This window comes from Clostridium sp. D5 (assembly GCF_000190355.1).
Taxonomy (GTDB): domain Bacteria; phylum Bacillota; class Clostridia; order Lachnospirales; family Lachnospiraceae; genus Faecalicatena; species Faecalicatena fissicatena_A.
In genome coordinates, this window is the sequence record NZ_GL870809.1 from 1,000,367 (window position 1) to 1,019,387 (window position 19,021).

Annotated in this window: 15 protein-coding genes; 13 read left to right on the forward strand and 2 right to left on the reverse strand. The window is 46.4% G+C overall.

The genetic code is table 11. The features are described 5' to 3' along the window. The first annotated feature begins 57 nt into the window (after window positions 1–57). From HMPREF0240_RS04295 to gatB, 6 genes are all read left to right on the forward strand, one after another. Window positions 58–1,263 (forward strand): S41 family peptidase, encoded by a 1,206-nt coding sequence (locus tag HMPREF0240_RS04295; RefSeq protein WP_009002221.1) that lies wholly within the window; start codon window positions 58–60, stop codon window positions 1,261–1,263. A 525-nt stretch (window positions 1,264–1,788) separates the two neighbouring features. Beyond that, complete coding sequence (aspS, locus tag HMPREF0240_RS04300; protein WP_009002222.1) at window positions 1,789–3,120, forward strand: aspartate--tRNA(Asn) ligase; 1,332 nt, start codon at window positions 1,789–1,791, stop codon at window positions 3,118–3,120. 128 nt (window positions 3,121–3,248) lie between these two features. Continuing rightward, window positions 3,249–4,400: a hypothetical protein gene (locus tag HMPREF0240_RS04305; protein WP_009002223.1), complete on the forward strand. Its 1,152-nt coding sequence runs from the start codon at window positions 3,249–3,251 to the stop codon at window positions 4,398–4,400. Window positions 4,401–4,457: 57 nt separating this feature from the next. After that, on the forward strand, window positions 4,458–4,751 hold the full coding sequence (gene gatC / locus HMPREF0240_RS04310) for an Asp-tRNA(Asn)/Glu-tRNA(Gln) amidotransferase subunit GatC (RefSeq protein ID WP_009002224.1): 294 nt from the start codon (window positions 4,458–4,460) through the stop codon (window positions 4,749–4,751). Window positions 4,752–4,764: 13 nt separating this feature from the next. Beyond that, window positions 4,765–6,240 carry an Asp-tRNA(Asn)/Glu-tRNA(Gln) amidotransferase subunit GatA gene (gene gatA / locus HMPREF0240_RS04315; RefSeq protein ID WP_009002225.1) on the forward strand — a complete coding sequence of 492 codons (1,476 nt, stop codon included), beginning with the start codon at window positions 4,765–4,767 and terminating at the stop codon, window positions 6,238–6,240. 3 nt (window positions 6,241–6,243) lie between these two features. Continuing rightward, window positions 6,244–7,677, forward strand: a complete 1,434-nt coding sequence (gene gatB / locus HMPREF0240_RS04320) for an Asp-tRNA(Asn)/Glu-tRNA(Gln) amidotransferase subunit GatB (protein WP_009002226.1) — start codon at window positions 6,244–6,246, stop codon at window positions 7,675–7,677. A gap of 442 nt (window positions 7,678–8,119) precedes the next feature. Here gatB and HMPREF0240_RS04325 read toward each other — a convergent pair whose 3' ends face one another. Beyond that, window positions 8,120–8,620 carry a GNAT family N-acetyltransferase gene (locus tag HMPREF0240_RS04325; RefSeq protein ID WP_050794476.1) on the reverse strand — a complete coding sequence of 167 codons (501 nt, stop codon included), beginning with the start codon at window positions 8,618–8,620 and terminating at the stop codon, window positions 8,120–8,122. A gap of 432 nt (window positions 8,621–9,052) precedes the next feature. Here HMPREF0240_RS04325 and htpG point away from each other — a divergent pair, with 432 nt between their 5' ends. After that, on the forward strand, window positions 9,053–11,107 hold the full coding sequence (gene htpG / locus HMPREF0240_RS04330; RefSeq protein ID WP_035312368.1) for a molecular chaperone HtpG: 2,055 nt from the start codon (window positions 9,053–9,055) through the stop codon (window positions 11,105–11,107). A 388-nt stretch (window positions 11,108–11,495) separates the two neighbouring features. On the opposite strand, the gene HMPREF0240_RS04335 is transcribed toward htpG, so the two are convergent. Continuing rightward, window positions 11,496–11,981 carry a DUF5721 family protein gene (locus HMPREF0240_RS04335; protein ID WP_035312369.1) on the reverse strand — a complete coding sequence of 162 codons (486 nt, stop codon included), beginning with the start codon at window positions 11,979–11,981 and terminating at the stop codon, window positions 11,496–11,498. Between the two features lie 269 nt (window positions 11,982–12,250). Between HMPREF0240_RS04335 and HMPREF0240_RS04340 the strand changes: the two genes are divergently transcribed. The 6 genes from HMPREF0240_RS04340 (at window position 12,251) to ligA (ending at window position 18,973) form a co-directional block, all read left to right on the forward strand. Next, window positions 12,251–13,015 carry a GDSL-type esterase/lipase family protein gene (locus tag HMPREF0240_RS04340; RefSeq protein ID WP_148486303.1) on the forward strand — a complete coding sequence of 255 codons (765 nt, stop codon included), beginning with the start codon at window positions 12,251–12,253 and terminating at the stop codon, window positions 13,013–13,015. Then, entirely contained in the window at window positions 13,012–13,542 is a 531-nt protein-coding gene (locus HMPREF0240_RS04345; protein ID WP_242833290.1) for a DUF4358 domain-containing protein, read from the forward strand. The genes HMPREF0240_RS04340 and HMPREF0240_RS04345 overlap by 4 nt, the downstream gene beginning before the upstream one ends. 24 nt (window positions 13,543–13,566) lie before the next feature. Next, window positions 13,567–14,979: an MBOAT family O-acyltransferase gene (locus HMPREF0240_RS04350; RefSeq protein ID WP_009002232.1), complete on the forward strand. Its 1,413-nt coding sequence runs from the start codon at window positions 13,567–13,569 to the stop codon at window positions 14,977–14,979. Window positions 14,980–14,987: 8 nt separating this feature from the next. Next, a complete protein-coding gene (locus HMPREF0240_RS04355; RefSeq protein WP_009002233.1) occupies window positions 14,988–16,148 on the forward strand; it encodes a DHHW family protein in 1,161 nt (386 codons plus the stop codon). Next, window positions 16,141–16,911, forward strand: a complete 771-nt coding sequence (locus tag HMPREF0240_RS04360) for a pseudouridine synthase (protein WP_009002234.1) — start codon at window positions 16,141–16,143, stop codon at window positions 16,909–16,911. The genes HMPREF0240_RS04355 and HMPREF0240_RS04360 overlap by 8 nt, the downstream gene beginning before the upstream one ends. Window positions 16,912–17,017: 106 nt before the next feature. Next, entirely contained in the window at window positions 17,018–18,973 is a 1,956-nt protein-coding gene (ligA, locus tag HMPREF0240_RS04365) for an NAD-dependent DNA ligase LigA (protein WP_009002235.1), read from the forward strand. Window positions 18,974–19,021: the final 48 nt, after the last annotated feature.

The window sequence follows — 19,021 nt, forward strand, 5'->3', positions numbered from 1 at the left end:
GATAAAGTAAAGTCGCAGGACTTTAGAGCGAATAATCTCGAAGGTTGGATATGGAATATGGATCATAAAAAGAGTTTTATCAAGGGGGCGCTTTCAGGCGCCCTCGTTATGCTATTAATTACAATATTAGGCTCAGGAGTATGGAAAGCAATTTCAGTCAAGACGGCAGGGGGCCAGGCGGAAGCGGCGCAGGTATCGGCTGAGAGCGAAACAGATAAAAAGCTGAAGATGTTAAGTGGTGTGATAGATGATTATTATCTGTACGCGGATGACATTGATGAACAGGCTATGCAGGACGGTATTTACAACGGATATGCCAGTGGTCTGGGGGATCCTTATACTGTGTACTACAATGAAGAACAGACGAAGGATCTGCTGGAGTCAACAACCGGGGAGTACAGCGGGATCGGTGCGGGTATACTGAAGAATTATCAGACTCAGCAAGTGACGATCGGTAATATCTACAAAGATTCACCTGCTGAGGAAGCCGGCCTTAAAACCGGAGATATTCTCTATCAGGTGGATGACCATGTAATTGAGTCTGAGGATCTGACGGAGATTGTATCCTGGATCAAGGGTGAAGAAGGGACAGAGGTAACTCTGCATGTCTACAGAGGCGAGAATGCGGAGGAAGTTGCCTGTACGGCCACCAGGCGCATGATTGAGGCACAGACCGTGGAACACGAGATGAAGGAAGGCCAGATTGGCTATCTGCGTATTATGGAATTTGATACGGTAACGTTGAAACAGTTTGAGGAGGCCCTTAATGATCTGGAAAGTCAGGGTATGAAGGGGCTGATTATTGATCTGCGCTCGAATCCGGGTGGAAATCTGGATACCGTGGTAGATATGCTGAAGCTGATTCTCCCGGAGGGAACGATTGTATCTACAAAAGATAAAGAAGGCAATGTTATTGAGGAAAAGAACGAGGAGGATCATGAATTTACGAAGCCTCTGGCGGTTCTTGTAAATCAGGGCAGCGCCAGCGCTTCCGAGATATTTGCCGGAGCGGTCCAGGATTACGGTGTAGGAGAGATTGTGGGCATGACCACATATGGCAAGGGTGTCGTTCAGCAGCTGATGGATCTGGGTGACGGAACCTGCCTGAAAGTGACCATAGCAGAATACTTTACAGCGGCAGGGAGAAGCATTAATAAAAAGGGGATAACGCCTGATGTAGAAGTCAAGTATGAGGCGGATCCTAATGATGAAAATGCGGATAACCAGCTGGAGAAGGCTATTGAAGTCGTGAATGGGGAGTAGGGGGACGCCTGCCGTCGAACGGGACGGGAATGTTTCATGGAGCGTTCTTCTCCCCATCCATTCATTCATGAGCTAAAGCTCCTTCACTTGAAATCACTTTAAATCATTAAAAAAATACCTTGCAATCGAAAAAGAGCTGTGCTATGATTGGTAACAAGTTTTAACAGAGTAAACTGTGAAACAGAAAAAGGCTGTGAACAAGACTCTGATTTTCAGAAACTGACAGGAAGTTGGCGTCACCGACTGAGAGCGCCGGACAGCGGAGAGAATCAAGGGAACACTTGGGAGCTGATCAGCTGAATTTTTCAGTAGGCTGGTACGTAAGGCATACGTTACATGCACAAAAGTGGGGCAGGCAGAGTTTCGTGATGTCTGTTCAATGCGGGTGGTACCGCGGATTAATTTACGAATCCGTCCCGGGATGCAGATGCATCCCGGGACTTTTTGTCGTACAGGACCTCCTGTATATTCCATTTGTTTCAAAACCCGGGATGCAGTCATAAAGGAGCAGAAAGGAGAAAAAACATGGAATTTGTAACAGGAGTAAAACAGAAGGACACAATGGAATTAAGCGAACTACTGAGAGAGGGAATGACTGGAAATCGTGTCAGAGTAAATGGTGCAGTCCATGCTATCCGGGATATGGGGACGGTGGCATTCGTGATTTTAAGAAAGCGGGAAGGACTGATCCAGTGTGTGTTTGAGGAGGGAGTTTCAAAGTTTAGCTTGAAGGAATTGAAAGAAGCTGATACAGTCGAAGTAACAGGAATTCCTGCAGAGTCGGAAAAAGCGCCTCATGGCATTGAGATCAGAATTGAAGAGATAAAAGTTTTGAGCGAACCGGCGGAACCGCTACCGCTGCCTGTATCGAAGTGGAGGCTCAATACTTCACTGGAAGCCAAAATGAACTATCGGCCGATTTCACTGCGCAATATCAGGGAGAGGGCGAAGTTCAGGATACAGGAAGGGATTGTCAGGGGGTTCCGTGATTTTCTGTATGAGGAAGGATTTACAGAAATTCACACACCTAAGCTTGGTGCAAAAAGCGCGGAGGGCGGGGCGAACCTTTTCCGGCTTGAGTATTTCCACAGGCCGGCCATCCTGCAGCAGAGCCCTCAGTTCTATAAGCAGATGATGGTAGGGGTGTTTGACAGGGTGTTTGAGACGGCCCCGGTATTCCGGGCTGAAAAGCATAATACAAAACGCCACCTGAATGAGTACACGAGCCTGGATTTTGAGATGGGTTACATTGACGGGTTCGAGGATATCATGGCGATGGAGGCAGGATTTCTTCAGTACACAATGAAGCTGCTAGAGAGAGAGTATGCGGGAGAGTTAAGAATTCTTGGGATCGAACTTCCAAAGGCGGAAAAGATACCGGCAGTCAGATTCGATGATATAAAAAGAAAAGTATCTGAAAAGTACGGTCGGGGGATAAAGAATCCATATGACCTGGAGCCAGAGGAAGAACAGTTGATCAGCCAATATGCAAAAGAGGAATGGGGTGCAGATTTTGTTTTTGTCACTCACTATCCATCCAGAAAGCGGCCGTTTTATGCAATGGATGATCCGGAAGATCCAACCTTTACATTGAGTTTCGACTTACTGTTTCGGGGGATGGAGATAACAACCGGAGGCCAGAGAATACATGATTATCATGAGCTGAAGAAAAAGATGGAGATAAGAGGCATGACAGAGGAAGGAATGGAGCAATATCTGAGTGCATTCAAACACGGTATGCCGCCCCACGGAGGCCTGGGAATCGGGCTGGAGCGGCTGACCATGAAAATACTGGGAGAGGATAACGTGCGCGAGGCTGCACTATTCCCACGAGACTTAAGCAGGCTGGAACCATAAACGTATATAGCATCCGGAAAGAAACGGAAAAGTGTCGCCTGGAAGGGGGATACCTGCAAAGGGGTCAGACCCCTTTGCAGAGATTGTGAAGATTTCTACAATCCCGGGTGCGGAAGTGAGAGGGGCCTATGTTAGGAAAAAGATGTTATCTGTGTGGAGGAAAATTATCGGAAGGATACTGTCAGGACTGTGGTCTGGATAATGCAAGGCGTGAAAGAAAAACTTACCGTCTGAATTACAGTGCGACCGAAAATCGGATCAAAAGCCGGGTAGAAGAAATTGACACATGGGATCGCAGAAATCATGATGAGGATACTATAAAACAGGCGTCTTCGATGGCAAAACGAAAAAAGTCAGAGAAAACGGGGAATTATCATGAGGTTACGGCAAGGCAGGAAGCCCGGAAGAGCGAACACCGAAATGATTATATGCATGGTTATATAAAACCAGCAATGAAAAAAAGAGCAGTGAACACGGTTCCCTTTTCCAAAAACCAGGGAAAAACAATTGGGGTTATTATAGTTGCAGTGATCGTTTTTATTGGTTTTATCGCTGACTTTTCAAAAGATGAATTCAACACTGTTAACACGGGAAGCGTGGAAGTTACCGAGCCATCAGATCCATATGAGTTTGTAACCAGGGAATTGTCTGATACTGGTGAACACTTTGAAAACATCCTGGAACCGGGTTTGTATAAAGCGGGTGTTAACCTGCCGGAAGGCAGATATGAAATATATCTGGAGGAGGGACAAGGAGACGCTTACATAGATGATTATGAGAATTCTATTTATATGTGGCAGTACTTCGGTGATGATGAGACAGCCGGAGAGACGAAAGAATGGAACGACGTAAGACTCTATGAGGGGGCGGTTCTGGAAGTATCGGGCAATACGAGACTACTCGCCGTCACTGAAAACGGACAGACGGATACTATGGCAGCGGTTCAAAATCCACTGAAGGAAGAAGTGGCACTTACTCAGGGCAGAGAATTGATTGCAGGAAAGGACTTCCCCGCGGGTGTGTATGATTTCCATGCTATTTCGGAATGGACCAGTATCAGCTACAGCATCCCGCTGAATACTGACTATGAGGATGAAGAGTTAAACTTCATGAATAAAACCAAGTGGTTAACAGCCAATGCGATAGAGTCTGTTTTTCAGAATGTAGTACTACCGGAGGGCGCAACCGTGTGCGCGGATGACGCTGATGCCAGAATGGTTCCAAGCCAGATGATTGAATCAGAGGACTACGAAACTTATTACGATGAGTACAGATATTAAAGGGGTCAGACCCCTACGGCAAAGGGGACTGACCCCTTTGCAGAAATGGAGGTTGTGATGTGTAAAAAAGTTTCGGAAGAAACGATTGAGTATGTTGGCATTCTCGCCAAGCTGGAGCTGTCGGAGGCAGAGAAGGAGACGGCCAGGGAGGATATGGAGAAGATGCTGGATTATATTGATACATTGAATGAACTTGATACAAGTGGGATTGAACCAATGTCCCATGTGTTCCCTGTAAATAATGTATTCCGTGAGGACGTGGTTACGAACGGTGACAGCAAAGAGGAGATTCTTGCAAATGCTCCCAAACGGAAGAATGACAGCTTTGAGGTTCCTAAGACAATCGTATAGGAGGACGCAGAATATGGATATATTAAGCCTTACAGCTCTTGAGCTGGGGAAAATGATAAAAGAAAGAGAACTTACTGCAGAAGAGGCTGCCAGAGCAGCGCTTGAACGTGCAAAAGCTGCAGAGCTGGAGATTCACAGTTATGTAACATTGGATGAAGAGGGAGCGATGAGACAGGCGGCAGAGGTACAGAAACAGATTGAGACCGGTAATCTTACAGGGCCGCTGGCAGGAGTGCCGGTTGCGGTGAAAGATAATCTATGTATCGAAGGGCAGCTTACGACTTGCAGCTCCAGAATTCTGTCTGATTTTAAACCGGTTTACACGGCGGAAGCGGTGATGAATCTGCAGAAAGCAGGTGCGGTGATCATCGGGAAAACGAATATGGATGAGTTTGCGATGGGCAGCACGACGGAGACCTCCTTTTATGGTCCTACTAAAAATCCCCACAACCCGGCCCATGTACCGGGCGGATCATCAGGCGGTTCCTGTGCCGCTGTTGCGGCGCAGGAGTGCTGGTATGCATTGGGGTCAGATACCGGTGGTTCCATTCGACAGCCCAGCTCATTCTGCGGTGTGGTAGGGTTGAAACCGACCTACGGAACTGTTTCACGTTATGGCCTGATTGCCTATGGCTCCTCGCTTGATCAGATCGGACCTGTGGCAAAGGATGTATCCGACTGTGCCGCGGTAATGGAGGCAATCGCTTCACACGATCCTAAGGACAGTACATCCGTGAAACGGAAGGATTATGATTTTTGCAGCGCTCTTGTGGATGATGTGAAAGGACTGAAAATCGGCATCCCGGCGGACTATATGGGGGAAGGATTGGATAAAGAAGTAAAAGATGCGGTATTGAAGGCGGCTGATGTGCTGAAAGAAAGAGGAGCTGTTGTAGAAACCTTTGATCTCAGCCTTGTGCAATACGCCATCCCGGCATATTATGTCATAGCTTCTGCGGAGGCCAGCTCCAACCTGGAGCGCTTCGACGGTGTAAAATACGGGTACCGTACACAAGACTATGACGGGCTTCACAATATGTATAAAAAGACGAGATCAGAAGGTTTCGGGGCAGAAGTAAAACGCAGAATCATGCTTGGCTCCTTCGTGTTGAGCTCAGGATATTACGATGCATATTATCTGAAAGCACTGCGCACAAAAGCATTGATAAAACAGGCATTTGACCGCGCATTTGAAAATTACGATGTGATTCTGGGACCGGCGGCTCCAACGACGGCACCGGAACTTGGAAAATCACTGAGTGATCCGCTTAAGATGTATCTGGGCGATATTTATACGGTAGCAGTCAACCTTGCCGGCCTGCCCGGTATGTCTGTTCCAGTAGGAAAAGACAGCAGGGGACTGCCCATAGGCATGCAGCTTATCGCAAGCTGCTTCCAGGAGAAAACGTTGCTGCGCACCGCATATGCATATGAATGTGCAACAGAGAAAATATATGAGACAGCGGCTGTGATTGGAAAGGCGGTGTAGAGGATGGCAAAGCAGTATGAGACAGTGATCGGACTGGAAGTCCACGTGGAGCTGGCGACAAAAACAAAAATCTTCTGTGGATGCAGCACGGAATTCGGCGGAGCCCCCAATACGCATACCTGCCCTGTATGTACTGGTATACCGGGCTCTCTGCCTGTGCTGAATAAGCAGGTCGTAGAGTACGCTATGGCAATCGGGCTGGCTGCGAACTGTGAAATAACAAGAATATGCAAGTTTGACCGGAAAAACTATTTTTACCCTGATAACCCGCAGAATTATCAGATATCACAGCTTTATCTTCCAATTGCCAGAAATGGATATATAGAAATAGAAAGCAGCACCGGCAGAAAGAAGGTACGCATCCATGAAATGCATATGGAGGAAGATGCCGGAAAACTGGTTCACGATGAGTGGGATGATACTTCATTGGTAGATTACAACAGAAGCGGTGTCCCCCTTGTGGAAATTGTATCTGAGCCGGATATGCGCTCTGCAGAAGACGTGATCAATTACCTTGAAAAACTGCGTATGATGATTCAGTATCTGGGCGCATCCGACTGCAAGCTACAGGAAGGCTCCATGAGGGCAGATGTCAATCTGTCTGTTCGGGAAGCCGGCAGTGAGGAACTGGGGACCAGAACAGAGATGAAGAACCTGAACTCTTTCAAAGCCATTGCAAGAGCGATCGAAGCGGAACGTGAGCGCCAGATAGAGCTGCTGGAAGCAGGTAAGCCGGTGATTCAGGAGACGAGGCGCTGGGATGACAACAAGGAGCATTCCTACGCCATGCGTTCCAAAGAGGATGCAAAGGACTACAGATATTTTCCTGAGCCGGATCTGGTACCGATCGTCATCAGTGATGTATGGATCGCGGACATCAAAGCCAGACAGCCCGAACTTCGTTCCGAAAAACTGGAGCGCTACAAAAAAGAATTTGACATACCGCAGTACGATGCAGAAATCATCACAGAGTCCAAGAAAATGGCGGATATCTTTGAGGCTGCAGCCTCTGTCTGTGGAAAACCCAAGAAAGTTTCCAACTGGCTGATGGTAGAAACGCTCCGTCTGCTCAAAGAGAACAGTATGGAACCAGAGGATATCAGATTCTCCCCCGAAAATCTTGCAAAGTTGGTAAATCTCACCGAGGCCGGGACAATCAACAGTTCCGTAGCCAAAGAAGTCTTCGAAAAAATATTCGCTGAAAATATTGATCCCGAGACATACGTGGAGAAAAACGGCTTGAAAACAGTCAATGACGAAGGAGCCCTGAAAACAGTCATAGACAAAGTGGTCAAAGACAATCCAAAGTCTGTCGAAGATTATAAAGGCGGGAAAGAAAAGGCAATAGGATACCTGGTCGGACAGAGCATGAAAGCAATGAAAGGGAAAGCTGATCCGGGCTTGGTGAATAAGATGTTGAGGGAGATTTTGGCTTAGGGGGTGGGGACGCCTGCCCGGGATGGTGTGCGCGGCGGCAGAGAGGATGTCTGCAGGTGCTTTATGATACCGGGCGTTTAGCCTAGTTTCCGTAGGGATAAAATAGAAAAATCTGATGGAACCGGCGACATGCAGCCTCAAATCTGATGATTTGAGGCCTTAGTCGCCTCAAACTTTGCCTGGTAAGGCAAAGTTTGTCCATCAGATTTTTCTATTTTATCCCAACGGAAACACGGCACACTTTAGGCATCATAAAGCACCTGCAGACATCCCCTCTGCCGCCGCGCACACCATCCCGGGCAGGCTGCGCTCATCCGGCAGGTAGGAAAAATCTGTTGGGGCAACAGGCGGGGGAGGCGGATGGGGGGTGGATATGCAGATCTAGAAATGGCATGCACATCCCCTGCGGAAGCCACACTCCCCTTCTCCTTAGCGTCCCCTTTCAGACCGTATACTCCATAATATAATCATCCATTACAAACCCATTTCCGATATCTGCCACCTGTGTATCTATTGTCTTGAATCCGAGATGGCTGTATACAGCCAGCGAATCATCATTATGTTTATTACAGGTCAGCCAGATGGCCGAGAGTCCCCTCTTACTGCACAGGTCTTTTAGAAAGTGAAAGGCTTTTGTTGCCAGATGACGTCCGCGGCATTCTTTTCTGATATAGAGTTTGCTCAGAAAAAGTCTGCCTTTATCGGGATGGATGCCGCAATATCCGCAGAATTCCCCTCTGTCAAACAGCTGATAGTATTCGTAGCCGTCTGCAAGCTGCTTTTTCAGCGCAGGAACAGACTGGAATTTGTCTACCATATATTCTACCTGGACGGTTCCGATGATTGGGGTAAAATGTTCGTGCCAGATAATCTCGGCCAGTTCAGCGACTTCTTTAATCTGATGGTCATTGTCTACTTTGAGCGTTTCAAATGTGTCAGTCATAATCATACTCCTTTTCCCTGAGATTTCCCTGTATCCTAAAACGTTATTCTACAGTATAAGTGCAGACCCGCCCGCCGGGCATGAGTTACGGTGTGCCCTCTGGGTACATTTTATTCTGCAGTTCACTGCGTACCCATACGCCAGGGCGTGTGTTACGCTATGACCGATGGGTACGGAATTAAGTATACCACTATTATGGGAATTGGAAAATAGTAGAATGATATTGAATATGTAAGAGAATGATGTGGTTTTTAATATAAATGAAATCGGCAAGATTTTATAAAGATTTAATTTTTTTAATAATTTTATTAGCACTCAACTTTAAAGAGTGCTAATTTCTTATTGACTTTTGAAAACCAGTGTATTAGAATATCTTCTAGATGATAATTATGGATCACAAAACAGCTATTAAATTGAAAAGGAGTGTTATACATGGAAACAAAAAGAGGTAACTTATCCATTGACAGCGAGAATATATTTCCAATCATAAAGAAATGGGTATATTCTGACCATGATATTTTTATGCGGGAACTTGTATCTAATGGCTGTGATGCCATCACAAAGCTGAAAAAGCTGGACATGATGGGGGAATATGAACTGCCGGATGACTATAAGGCAAAGATTCAGGTCATTGTGAATCCGGAGGAGAAGACATTAAAATTTATCGATAATGGTTTGGGAATGACCGCCGGTGAAGTGGAAGAATATATCACACAGATCGCATTTTCCGGAGCAACCCAGTTCCTGGAGAAGTATAAGGACAAGACAACAGAAGATGAGATGATCGGCCATTTCGGACTGGGATTCTATTCTTCATTTATGGTGGCGGATGAGGTGCATATTGACACACTGTCCTACCAGGACGGCGCGGTACCGGTACATTGGGTAAGTGACGGCGGTACAGAATATGAGATGCAGGACGGAAGCAAGACAGAAGTGGGAACTGAGATAACCCTGTATCTGAATGAGGACAGCCTTCAGTTTGCAAATGAATACAGAGCAAGAGAAGTACTGGAAAAATACTGCTCCTTCATGCCGGTAGAGATTTTCCTTTCCAAGGCAAATGCAGAACCTGAATATGAGACAATAGATGAAGATGATGTGCTGGATACAGACGAAGTAGTAGAACATATCACAGAAGAACCAAAAGAAGGCGATGAAGGGGAACCAAAGAAAAAGGCCAAGATTGTGAAGCGCCCGGTTTCCATCAGCGATATTCATCCGCTCTGGGCAAAGAATCCGAGCGAGTGCACAAAAGAAGAGTATATTGATTTCTACCGCAAAGTATTTATGGATTATAAGGAACCATTATTCTGGATTCACCTGAACATGGATTATCCGTTCAACCTGAAAGGAATTCTCTATTTCCCGAAAATCAATACAGAATACGATTCTATCGAAGGAACTATCAAACTGTACAACAATCAGGTATTCATCGCAGATAACATCAAAGAGGTTATTCCGGAATTCCTGATGGTATTAAAAGGCGTGATCGATTGCCCGGACCTTCCACTGAATGTTTCCAGAAGTGCTCTGCAGAATGATGGATTTGTGAATAAAGTAGCTGATTATATTTCCAAGAAGGTTGCAGACAAACTCAACGGAATGTTTAAGACTGACAAAGAAAATTATGAAAAATACTGGGATGATATCTGCCCGTTTATCAAGTTCGGCTGCCTGAAAGATGAAAAATTCGGTGAGAAGATCAAAGATTCTATTCTCTTTAAAAATCTGGATCACAAGTATATGACACTGGAAGAATGCATTGAGGCAAACGGCGGTTCAGTCGTTACTACGAATGACAAGGAAGAAGAATCTGAAGACAGTGCAGACGAGAATGCAGCAGAGAATACGGATGAAAATGAAGTAGAAGAGATTAAGACCGACATTTATTATGTAACAAATGAACAGCAGCAGAGCCAGTATATCAATATGTTCAAAGAGCATGACCAGGATGCAATTCTGCTGACACACAATATTGATTCTGCTTTTATTACCTATCTGGAGCAGCGCAATCCGAAGGTGAGATTCCAGAGAATCGACGCAGAAGTACATGACTCTCTGAAGGATGAGGTTTCTGAGGAAGAGAAAGAAGAATTTAAGAAAACAACAGATAACCTGATTGAGATCTTCCGCAAAGAGCTGAACAATGACAAGCTGGATGTAAAGGTTGAAAAACTCAAAGATGACAACGTGGCTTCCATGGCAGTGCTTCCGGAACAGTCCAGACGTATGGAAGAGATGATGAAGATGTACAATATGGGCGGAATGGATGCAGGGATGTTCGGAAGCCAGGCAACGCTGATTCTGAATGCCAGCCATCCTCTTGTACAGTTCGTTCTGGAGCATAAGCGCAGTAAGAGCGTGCCGATTATTTGCAGACAGCTTTACGATCTTGCAATGCTGGCACATAAACCATTGAGTCCGGCGGAAATGACGGCATTCGTACAGCGTAGTAATGAGATCATGATGCTGCTTACTAAGTAAGGGCGATTGGAGAAGAAGGTACGCCATTCCCGTCCGGCAGAGGGGCTTTTGCGGGACGGGATTTGGAGCTTGATTTACTAAATGAAAAAAGAACCATGACTGGGGCAACCTGGACACGCAATGTGAAATTCTGATGAATTTCACACTGCGGGTCCAGGCAAAACTGTGATTCGGAATCACAGTTTTGACCCCAGTCATGGTTCTTTTTTCATTAAGTAAATCTACGCTCTGAATCCAATTGTCCCGCAAAAGCCCCTCTGCCGGACGGGAATGGCTGCTTGCATCAAATGGGGCGGCTCTTACTTGTGGGGGAGGCTGTGGAAGAACGAGATGGGGCGGGGAGGGGTGGACAGATTTGTACCCCATGTAAGAGACAAGTCAGCAAAGGTTATTCAAGGTCGTAGGCGATTTGTTTTTGGGTGAAGAATTTTTGGACCATGGTGTCCCAGGAGTGTTCTAGGGATTTGTCCATGGTGAAGGTTTTTAGAGAGGTGCCTGTTATGCATTGGAGGGTGGTGCCGTCGTAGCGGATGTTCAGGTAGAGGCCCTGGATCTGGTCGGGGTGGAAATCCAGGTGGTTTTGGGTTATGAGGCGGGCTGTGTTTTCGGGGGACAGGCTGAAGATGAATTTGAAGCTTAAGGGCGTTTTTTTGCCTTTGATCAGGGTGAAGCAGTACTCTCTCAGGGACTTCCAGAGGGAGTATTGGGGGAGCTCTTCTTCTTCGGGGTAAAAGGATTTCTGGATGTAACCGTCTATTGTGAATGTGTTGAAGGTTACTATTTCTCCTTCGATGAACTGGAAGTTGTCGAATGTCTCGGATAATAGCAGGTGTGACATACAGTCTTTGATGCTGGTCAGACGCAGTGCGATCATATGTTTTTTCCTCCGCAATGATAATCAAATGAAGCCTGTTTATTCTCTGAGGCAGTGAGCCGGAGTCAGACTTATCTGACCCCGTAGGCTGCCGCGGGGGTTGAATACTCCGCGTCGCTCAGGGGTCTTTGACTATTGTACCATAAAATATGGGCGGCGGGTAGCAGAAAAATAAGGCGAATGGGGCTGAATGATTGACTTTTAGGGGCAAAAAAAGTATTATAAAAGATACGTAAAGAGGATAAAGTGAAAGGTCTTAGAGACATATGATGAAAATGAAAAGACGAAAGTCTGTTATATATTGCTGCGCAGTGATCGGGGTGCTTCTTATTGTGATTCTGGCAGCGGAGGGCTTGAGCAGCCTGAGCAGGAATAAAGTAGATACCTCTGACGGTCTGAAGATTATACAGCAGGCGTCATCCACGGATGTGACCAGTATTGAGAATAAGATGGATAAGCTGGAGGAGAAGGACAGAGAGAACCAGGAAGTGCAGGAGGAGATTAAAAACAGAAATTATAAGGCTGTATTTGCAAATGCCGTAATTATGGGGGATTCTATTTCAGAGGCATTTACGGAATACGATCTTCTGAATGCGTCCAGTGTTGTGGCCAAGATCGGTGTAGAACTGGATCAGTTGGATGAGCAGATTGCCAGTGTGGAAAAGATTAATCCCCAGGTTATTTTTCTCGCCTATGGAATGAACGATATTATTGCGACCAGAGGAGATACGGATGAGTTTGTAAAACAGTACGATGGACTGTTTAAGAAGCTTCAGGAGAAGCTGCCGGATGCGAAGATCTTTGTGAATTCCATCTTCCCGGTGCAGAAACAGGAAATTGAAAGGGAACCGGTCTTTGAGAATCTGGACCAGTATAACGAGGCACTGCATACTTTGTGTGATAAAAGGCAGATCGCCTTCATCGATAATACAGATCTTGTATCAGACAGTTATTATGAGGAGGATGGTGTGCATTTTAAGGCATCTTTCTATCCCTTCTGGCTGAACAGGATGGCGGAGGTGGCTTCATTATGATGGATAGAGAGCTGAACGGCACGGGGAGCAGGAGCGCCGCAGGACGCATGAACCGCCCGGGGATTGCAGAGGTTGCCAAGTACGTGGTGATGGCCGTAATTATTGTTTATATTGTACTGCTTATGATTTATGCGAGCGGAAGTACCAGATCTTTTAATGAGATAGAAAAGGCAGTGGAGTCAGTCCTGGATACGGACAATCTGAAAAAAGCGGAGGGACAGGGACTGAAGCGCTACTATGGACTCAACAGTGCCGACTATGAGGGCGTGATGCTGTATACTTCGGAGAGCAGCATGTCCGCGGAAGAAGTACTTTTGATAAAGGTAAAGAATGAAGGACAGATGAAAAGGGTAAAGGAAGCGGTAGAGAAGAGGCTTGCGAACAGAAAGAACGATTTCGAGGGCTATGCGCCAAAGGAGGTCCAGCTGCTGGAACAGTCGCAGCTGACGGTAAGGGGAAAGTTCCTTTTTCTGGCCATAGCACCCAGGGCGGCGGAGTATAAAGATACCTTTGCAAAAAGTCTGTAAAATACGGGGAGAGGAAGCAAAAAAATGTTATTCAGCAGTATTACATTTTTGTTTATATTTCTGCCGGTAACGCTGGTACTGTACTTTGTGGTGCCTCATAAGTTCCGGAATATTATCATGCTGATTGCCAGCCTGATCTTTTATGCGTGGGGGGAGCCTGTTTATATTATACTGATGCTTCTTTCCATATTTTTGAATTATGTCTGCGGGCTGGATATATGCCAAAAGGAGGATGATCCGCAGAAAGCGCACAGAAGCCTGATTTTTGCGATTGTGGCCAATTTGCTGCTGCTGGGATTCTTCAAGTACTATGGTTTTCTCCTGGACAGCCTGAATGCAGTGCTGCCGGTGGATATTCCCTACCGCGAGCTGCCGCTGCCGATCGGTATATCATTTTATACATTTCAGGCGCTGTCTTATATCATGGATGTCTATCGAAAAGAGGTCAGGCCGCAGAAAAATATCCTGTATTTTGCGATGTACATCTGCATGTTCCCTCAGCTGATTGCCGGGCCTATCGTACGATATATTGATATAGAAGAACAGCTCAAGAACCGCACGGTTACCATGCGTAAGTTTGGGCAGGGGGCAGAATACTTTATTATCGGCCTGGCAAAAAAGGTGATTCTGGCGAATTCCGTGGGACAGGTCTTTGACCAGATCGCGGGACTTCAGCTGGGAAGTTTTTCGGTCCTGACGGCATGGATCGGATGTATTTCCTATGCCTTCCAGATATATTTTGATTTCAGCGGTTATTCGGATATGGCGGTGGGGCTGGGCAAGATGTTCGGCTTTGAATTCCGCAGAAACTTTGACTATCCCTACACATCTTCCAGTATCACGGAATTCTGGAGACGGTGGCATATATCCTTAAGCACCTGGTTCAGAGAATATGTTTATATCCCGCTGGGCGGGAACCGCTGCACACAGTCCAGGCATATTATGAACCTGCTGGTTGTGTGGATGCTGACCGGGCTCTGGCACGGGGCGGCATGGAACTTCCTGCTCTGGGGACTGTATTATGGAATCCTGCTTGTACTTGAGAAGTATGTCTGGGGTCAAGCGCTGGAGAGGCTGCCGTCTGTTGTAAGGCATATTTATTCTATGGTGCTTGTATTGATTGGCTGGGTCTTTTTCTTCAGCCCGAGCCTGGGCTATGCGATGAAATATCTGGGTGCCATGTTTGGTGCAGGGGCAAGTGCATTTGCAGATAAGCAGGCGCTGTACTACATACTGACCCACTGGCTGTTGTATCTGCTTGCTGTGATTGGATCCTCTGCGGTCGGCTATTCACTGATCCGCCGGATCGTCGGAAGCTTTGATAACAACAGGGCAAAGAGGGCTGCAGCAGGAGTGGTTTATATTGGAATGTTTTTGATTTCCATCGCATATCTGGTGACGGAGTCATTTAATCCATTTTTATATTTTAGATTCTAGGTGGGAATATGAAGAATAACAGAAGGAAAAAGAAGAGATGGGTTGATGCCTTTATTGGAAAAGCGTTCATCATCTGTCTGCTGATATTAATTATTGGAAACCTGCTTGTTCCGAATAAAAAGAAGTCGGACGAGGAGAACCGCATGCTCTCAGAAAAGCCAAAGCTGACAGTGGGTGCGCTGACTTCGGGCAGTTATATGGAACAGTATGAAAACTATCAGTCCGACCAGTTTATCGGGCGTAATCTGTGGAGAAAGCTGAAGGTTACGCTGAACCGCTTCGGCGGAAGCAAAGAGGAGAACGGTGTATTTATCGGAAAGAATAATCAGCTTCTGGAAGACATTGCAGTGCCGGATAACGATACATTAAACAGCAATGTGGCGGCGATCAAGGCTTTTTCAGAACACTACAGCGATATACCGGTCAGCATGCTGCTTGTGCCGGATGCGGCCAATGTACTCAGCAGCAGCCTTCCATCCCTTGCAACGGTTGCGGATCAGAGCACCAGCATCGGTCTTGTGAAAAAGGAACTGGGGGATTCTGTCCAGTGGGTGGATGCGGTTAAGGCGCTGAATAAACATAAAGATGAAAAGATATACTATAAGACAGACCATCACTGGACGACACTGGGAGCATTTTATGCGTTCCAGGAAGCAGCGGGGCCGCTCGGCATCACATCAGATGTATCCAGTGTGTATGCAACATATCCCGTGGCCACAGATTTTAATGGAACTCTGGCGGCAAAAAGCGGGTGTCGTATGAACGTAAAAGAAGAGATAGACATCTATGTGCCCAAAGATGCAGATAACGATGTGACAGTGAATTATGTGGATGAGCAGAAAAAAACGACCTCACTGTATGAGGAGGAGCAGCTGAAGACCAGAGACAAGTATGCTGTTTTTCTGGGCGGCAATACATCGGTGATCGATATCAGAACCATGGCGCAAAACAGGGACAGGCTACTGATAATCAAGGATTCTTATGCTAACTGTTTTGTTCCGTTTCTGACACCGTATTTCCGGGAAATTGTCATGATAGATCCAAGGTATTACACCGGAAATATCCAGGACGTTATGGAAACATATCAGATTACGGATGTACTGTTTCTCTACAGTGGGAATACATTTTTTCAGGATAATAATATAAGCGGAGTATTGAGCAGTGAGTAATAGAATAAAACAGGAATTTGTACGGAAGAAGGAACCGGTCAGACTCAATAAATATCTGAGTGAGGCCGGAGTCTGTTCCAGACGGGAAGCCGACCGCCTGATTGAGAGCGGCAAGGTAAAGGTTGACGGAAAAGCCGCTGGCATGGGTATGAAGGTATCGCCCGGCCAGGAGGTGCGAATCGGCCGGAAGATCGTTTCCCGCAGTGAGGAGATGATTGTGCTGGCGGTGAACAAGCCGGCGGGGATCGTCTGCACGGAGGAGACGAGAGAACGAAAAAGTATTGTACGTTTTTTAAATTACCCCGTGAGGGTTACCTATGTGGGGCGTCTGGATAAAGATTCCAGGGGCCTGCTTCTTATGACAAACAACGGCGATATTATTAATAAAATGATGCGTGCTGGAAACCGCCATGAAAAGGAATACAAAGTGACAGTGGACAAAGCCCTGACGCCGGAGTTTCTGGAAAAGATGTCATCGGGTGTGGCAATCCTGGGTACGGTCACGAGGCCCTGCAGGGTGCAGAAGATCGGAAAGTATACATTTACCATCATTCTTACTCAGGGGCTGAACAGGCAGATACGCAGGATGTGCGAGGTTCTTGGATATGAAGTAAAAGATCTGGTGAGAACCAGAATTATGAATATAGAACTGGGAAAGCTAAAAGAAGGGGAATACCGAAAACTGACGGACAAAGAGCTGGACTGTCTCTATGAGCAGATTAAAGATTCTTCTAATGATACAGTGACTGGTCAAAAGAAATGATAATATTTCATAAGTAACGATTTTGAAAGAAAAAGTGATCAGTCAGAAGACGCTGCCCGCATGCGGGAGAGCGCATAATATTGTAAGGACAGGCAGGAGAGTATGTATGGCAGACAAGAAGAATAGAATGCAGGAGCTGGTGGAGCTTCTGAACCGTGCGCGCCGCTCTTATGAGCAGGAAGACACGGAGATCATGAGTAATTACGAATACGATAAATTGTACGATGAACTTCTGGGACTGGAACAGGAATTGGGAACAACTCTTGCATCCAGTCCTACCATTAATGTAGGGTATGAGGTGCTCAGCGAGCTTCCCAAGGAAAGGCATGAGCGGCCAATGCTGTCACTGGATAAGACGAAGGATGTGGAGCAGCTGAAGACATTTCTCGGGGATAAGGAAGCCGTGATCTCCTGGAAGCTGGACGGCCTGACAATCGTGCTGACCTATCGGGATAAAACACTGGTCAAAGCGGTTACAAGAGGCAATGGAGAAGTTGGGGAAGTTATTACAAATAATGCGAAGGTTTTCAAGAATCTCCCCATGCATATTCCTTTTGACGGCGAGCTGATCCTCAGAGGGGAGGCGGTGATCGGATATAAAGACTTTGAGAAGATCAATGCAGAGATCGAGGACGTGGATGCAAAATACAAAAATCCCCGAAATCTCTGCAGCGGTTCTGTGCGCCAGCTGAACAATGAGATTACGGCGAAAAGGAATGTCCGCTTTTTTGCATTCAGCCTGGTGAGTGCGGCGGGGGTGGATTTTAAGAACTCCAGAACCGAACAATTTGACTGGCTGGAGAAGCAGGGATTTGAGGTAGTGGAACATCACCTGGTTACTGCGGACACCATTGAAGAGCAGGTCGAGTGGTTCGCAGGAGAGATTGCGGAAAATGATTTTCCATCGGACGGTCTGGTGCTTGTGTACGATGATATTGCCTACGGGCAGTCTCTGGGTTCAACCGCAAAGTTTCCAAGGGACTCTTATGCATTTAAGTGGGCAGACGAGATTCGTGACACCACGCTTCTGGAGATCGAGTGGAGTCCATCCAGGACGGGACTGATCAATCCGGTTGCCATCTTCGAGCCGGTGGAATTGGAAGGAACCACGGTCAGCCGTGCCAGTGTGCATAATCTCAGTATTATGGAAGAACTGGAGCTGGGGGTTGGGGATGAGATCCAGGTGTACAAAGCCAATATGATTATCCCGCAGATTGCAGAGAATCTGACCCGCAGCGGCGTGAAGGACATACCCTCCGCCTGTCCTGTGTGCGGACATGATACCAGGATATCTATGGAAAACGACACGAAGACACTGTACTGCACCAATCCTCAGTGCCAGGCTAAACAGATCAAATCTTTTGCTCTTTTTGTCAGCAGGGACGCCCTGAATATGGAAGGCCTGTCCGAGGCCACACTGGAAAAGTTCATTGCAAGAGGATTTATAAAAGACTATATAGATATTTTTCATCTGGACAGATACGAGGAAGAAATCAAAACAATGGATGGATTTGGTGAAAAATCCTATGTAAATCTGATCAACAGTGTGGAAAACTCCAGGAATACGACGCTGCCAAAACTGGTGTACAGTCTGGGAATTGCCAATATCGGGCTGGCGAACGCAAAAATGATCTGCCGGGCGCTTGGAAATGATCCGCAAAAACTTACGGAGGCTACTGTAGAGGAACTGAGCGAAATCTCGGGAGTGGGAGGCGTCATAGCAAAGACTTTCGTAGATTATTTTGCAGATCCCGGACACAGAGAACTGTTCGCCAGGCTTCTGGAAGAAGTAGAAATCCCCGTAGAAGAAGTACAGGCGGAGGCTCAGATATTTGAAAATATGAATTTTGTAATAACGGGCAGCGTGGAACATTTTGCCAACCGGAATGAGGTGAAAGAGTTAATCGAATCCCGGGGCGGTAAGGTAACCGGATCCGTCACATCAAAAACTAATTATCTGATTAACAATGATGTGCAGTCAGCTTCTTCTAAAAATAAAAAAGCAAGGGATCTGGAAATCCCGATCATATCGGAGGAAGAATTCCTGAAAATGCTTGGATAATGGGGGATGGTTTAGAAAAAGTTCATTTGTATATCATATAGAACTGCG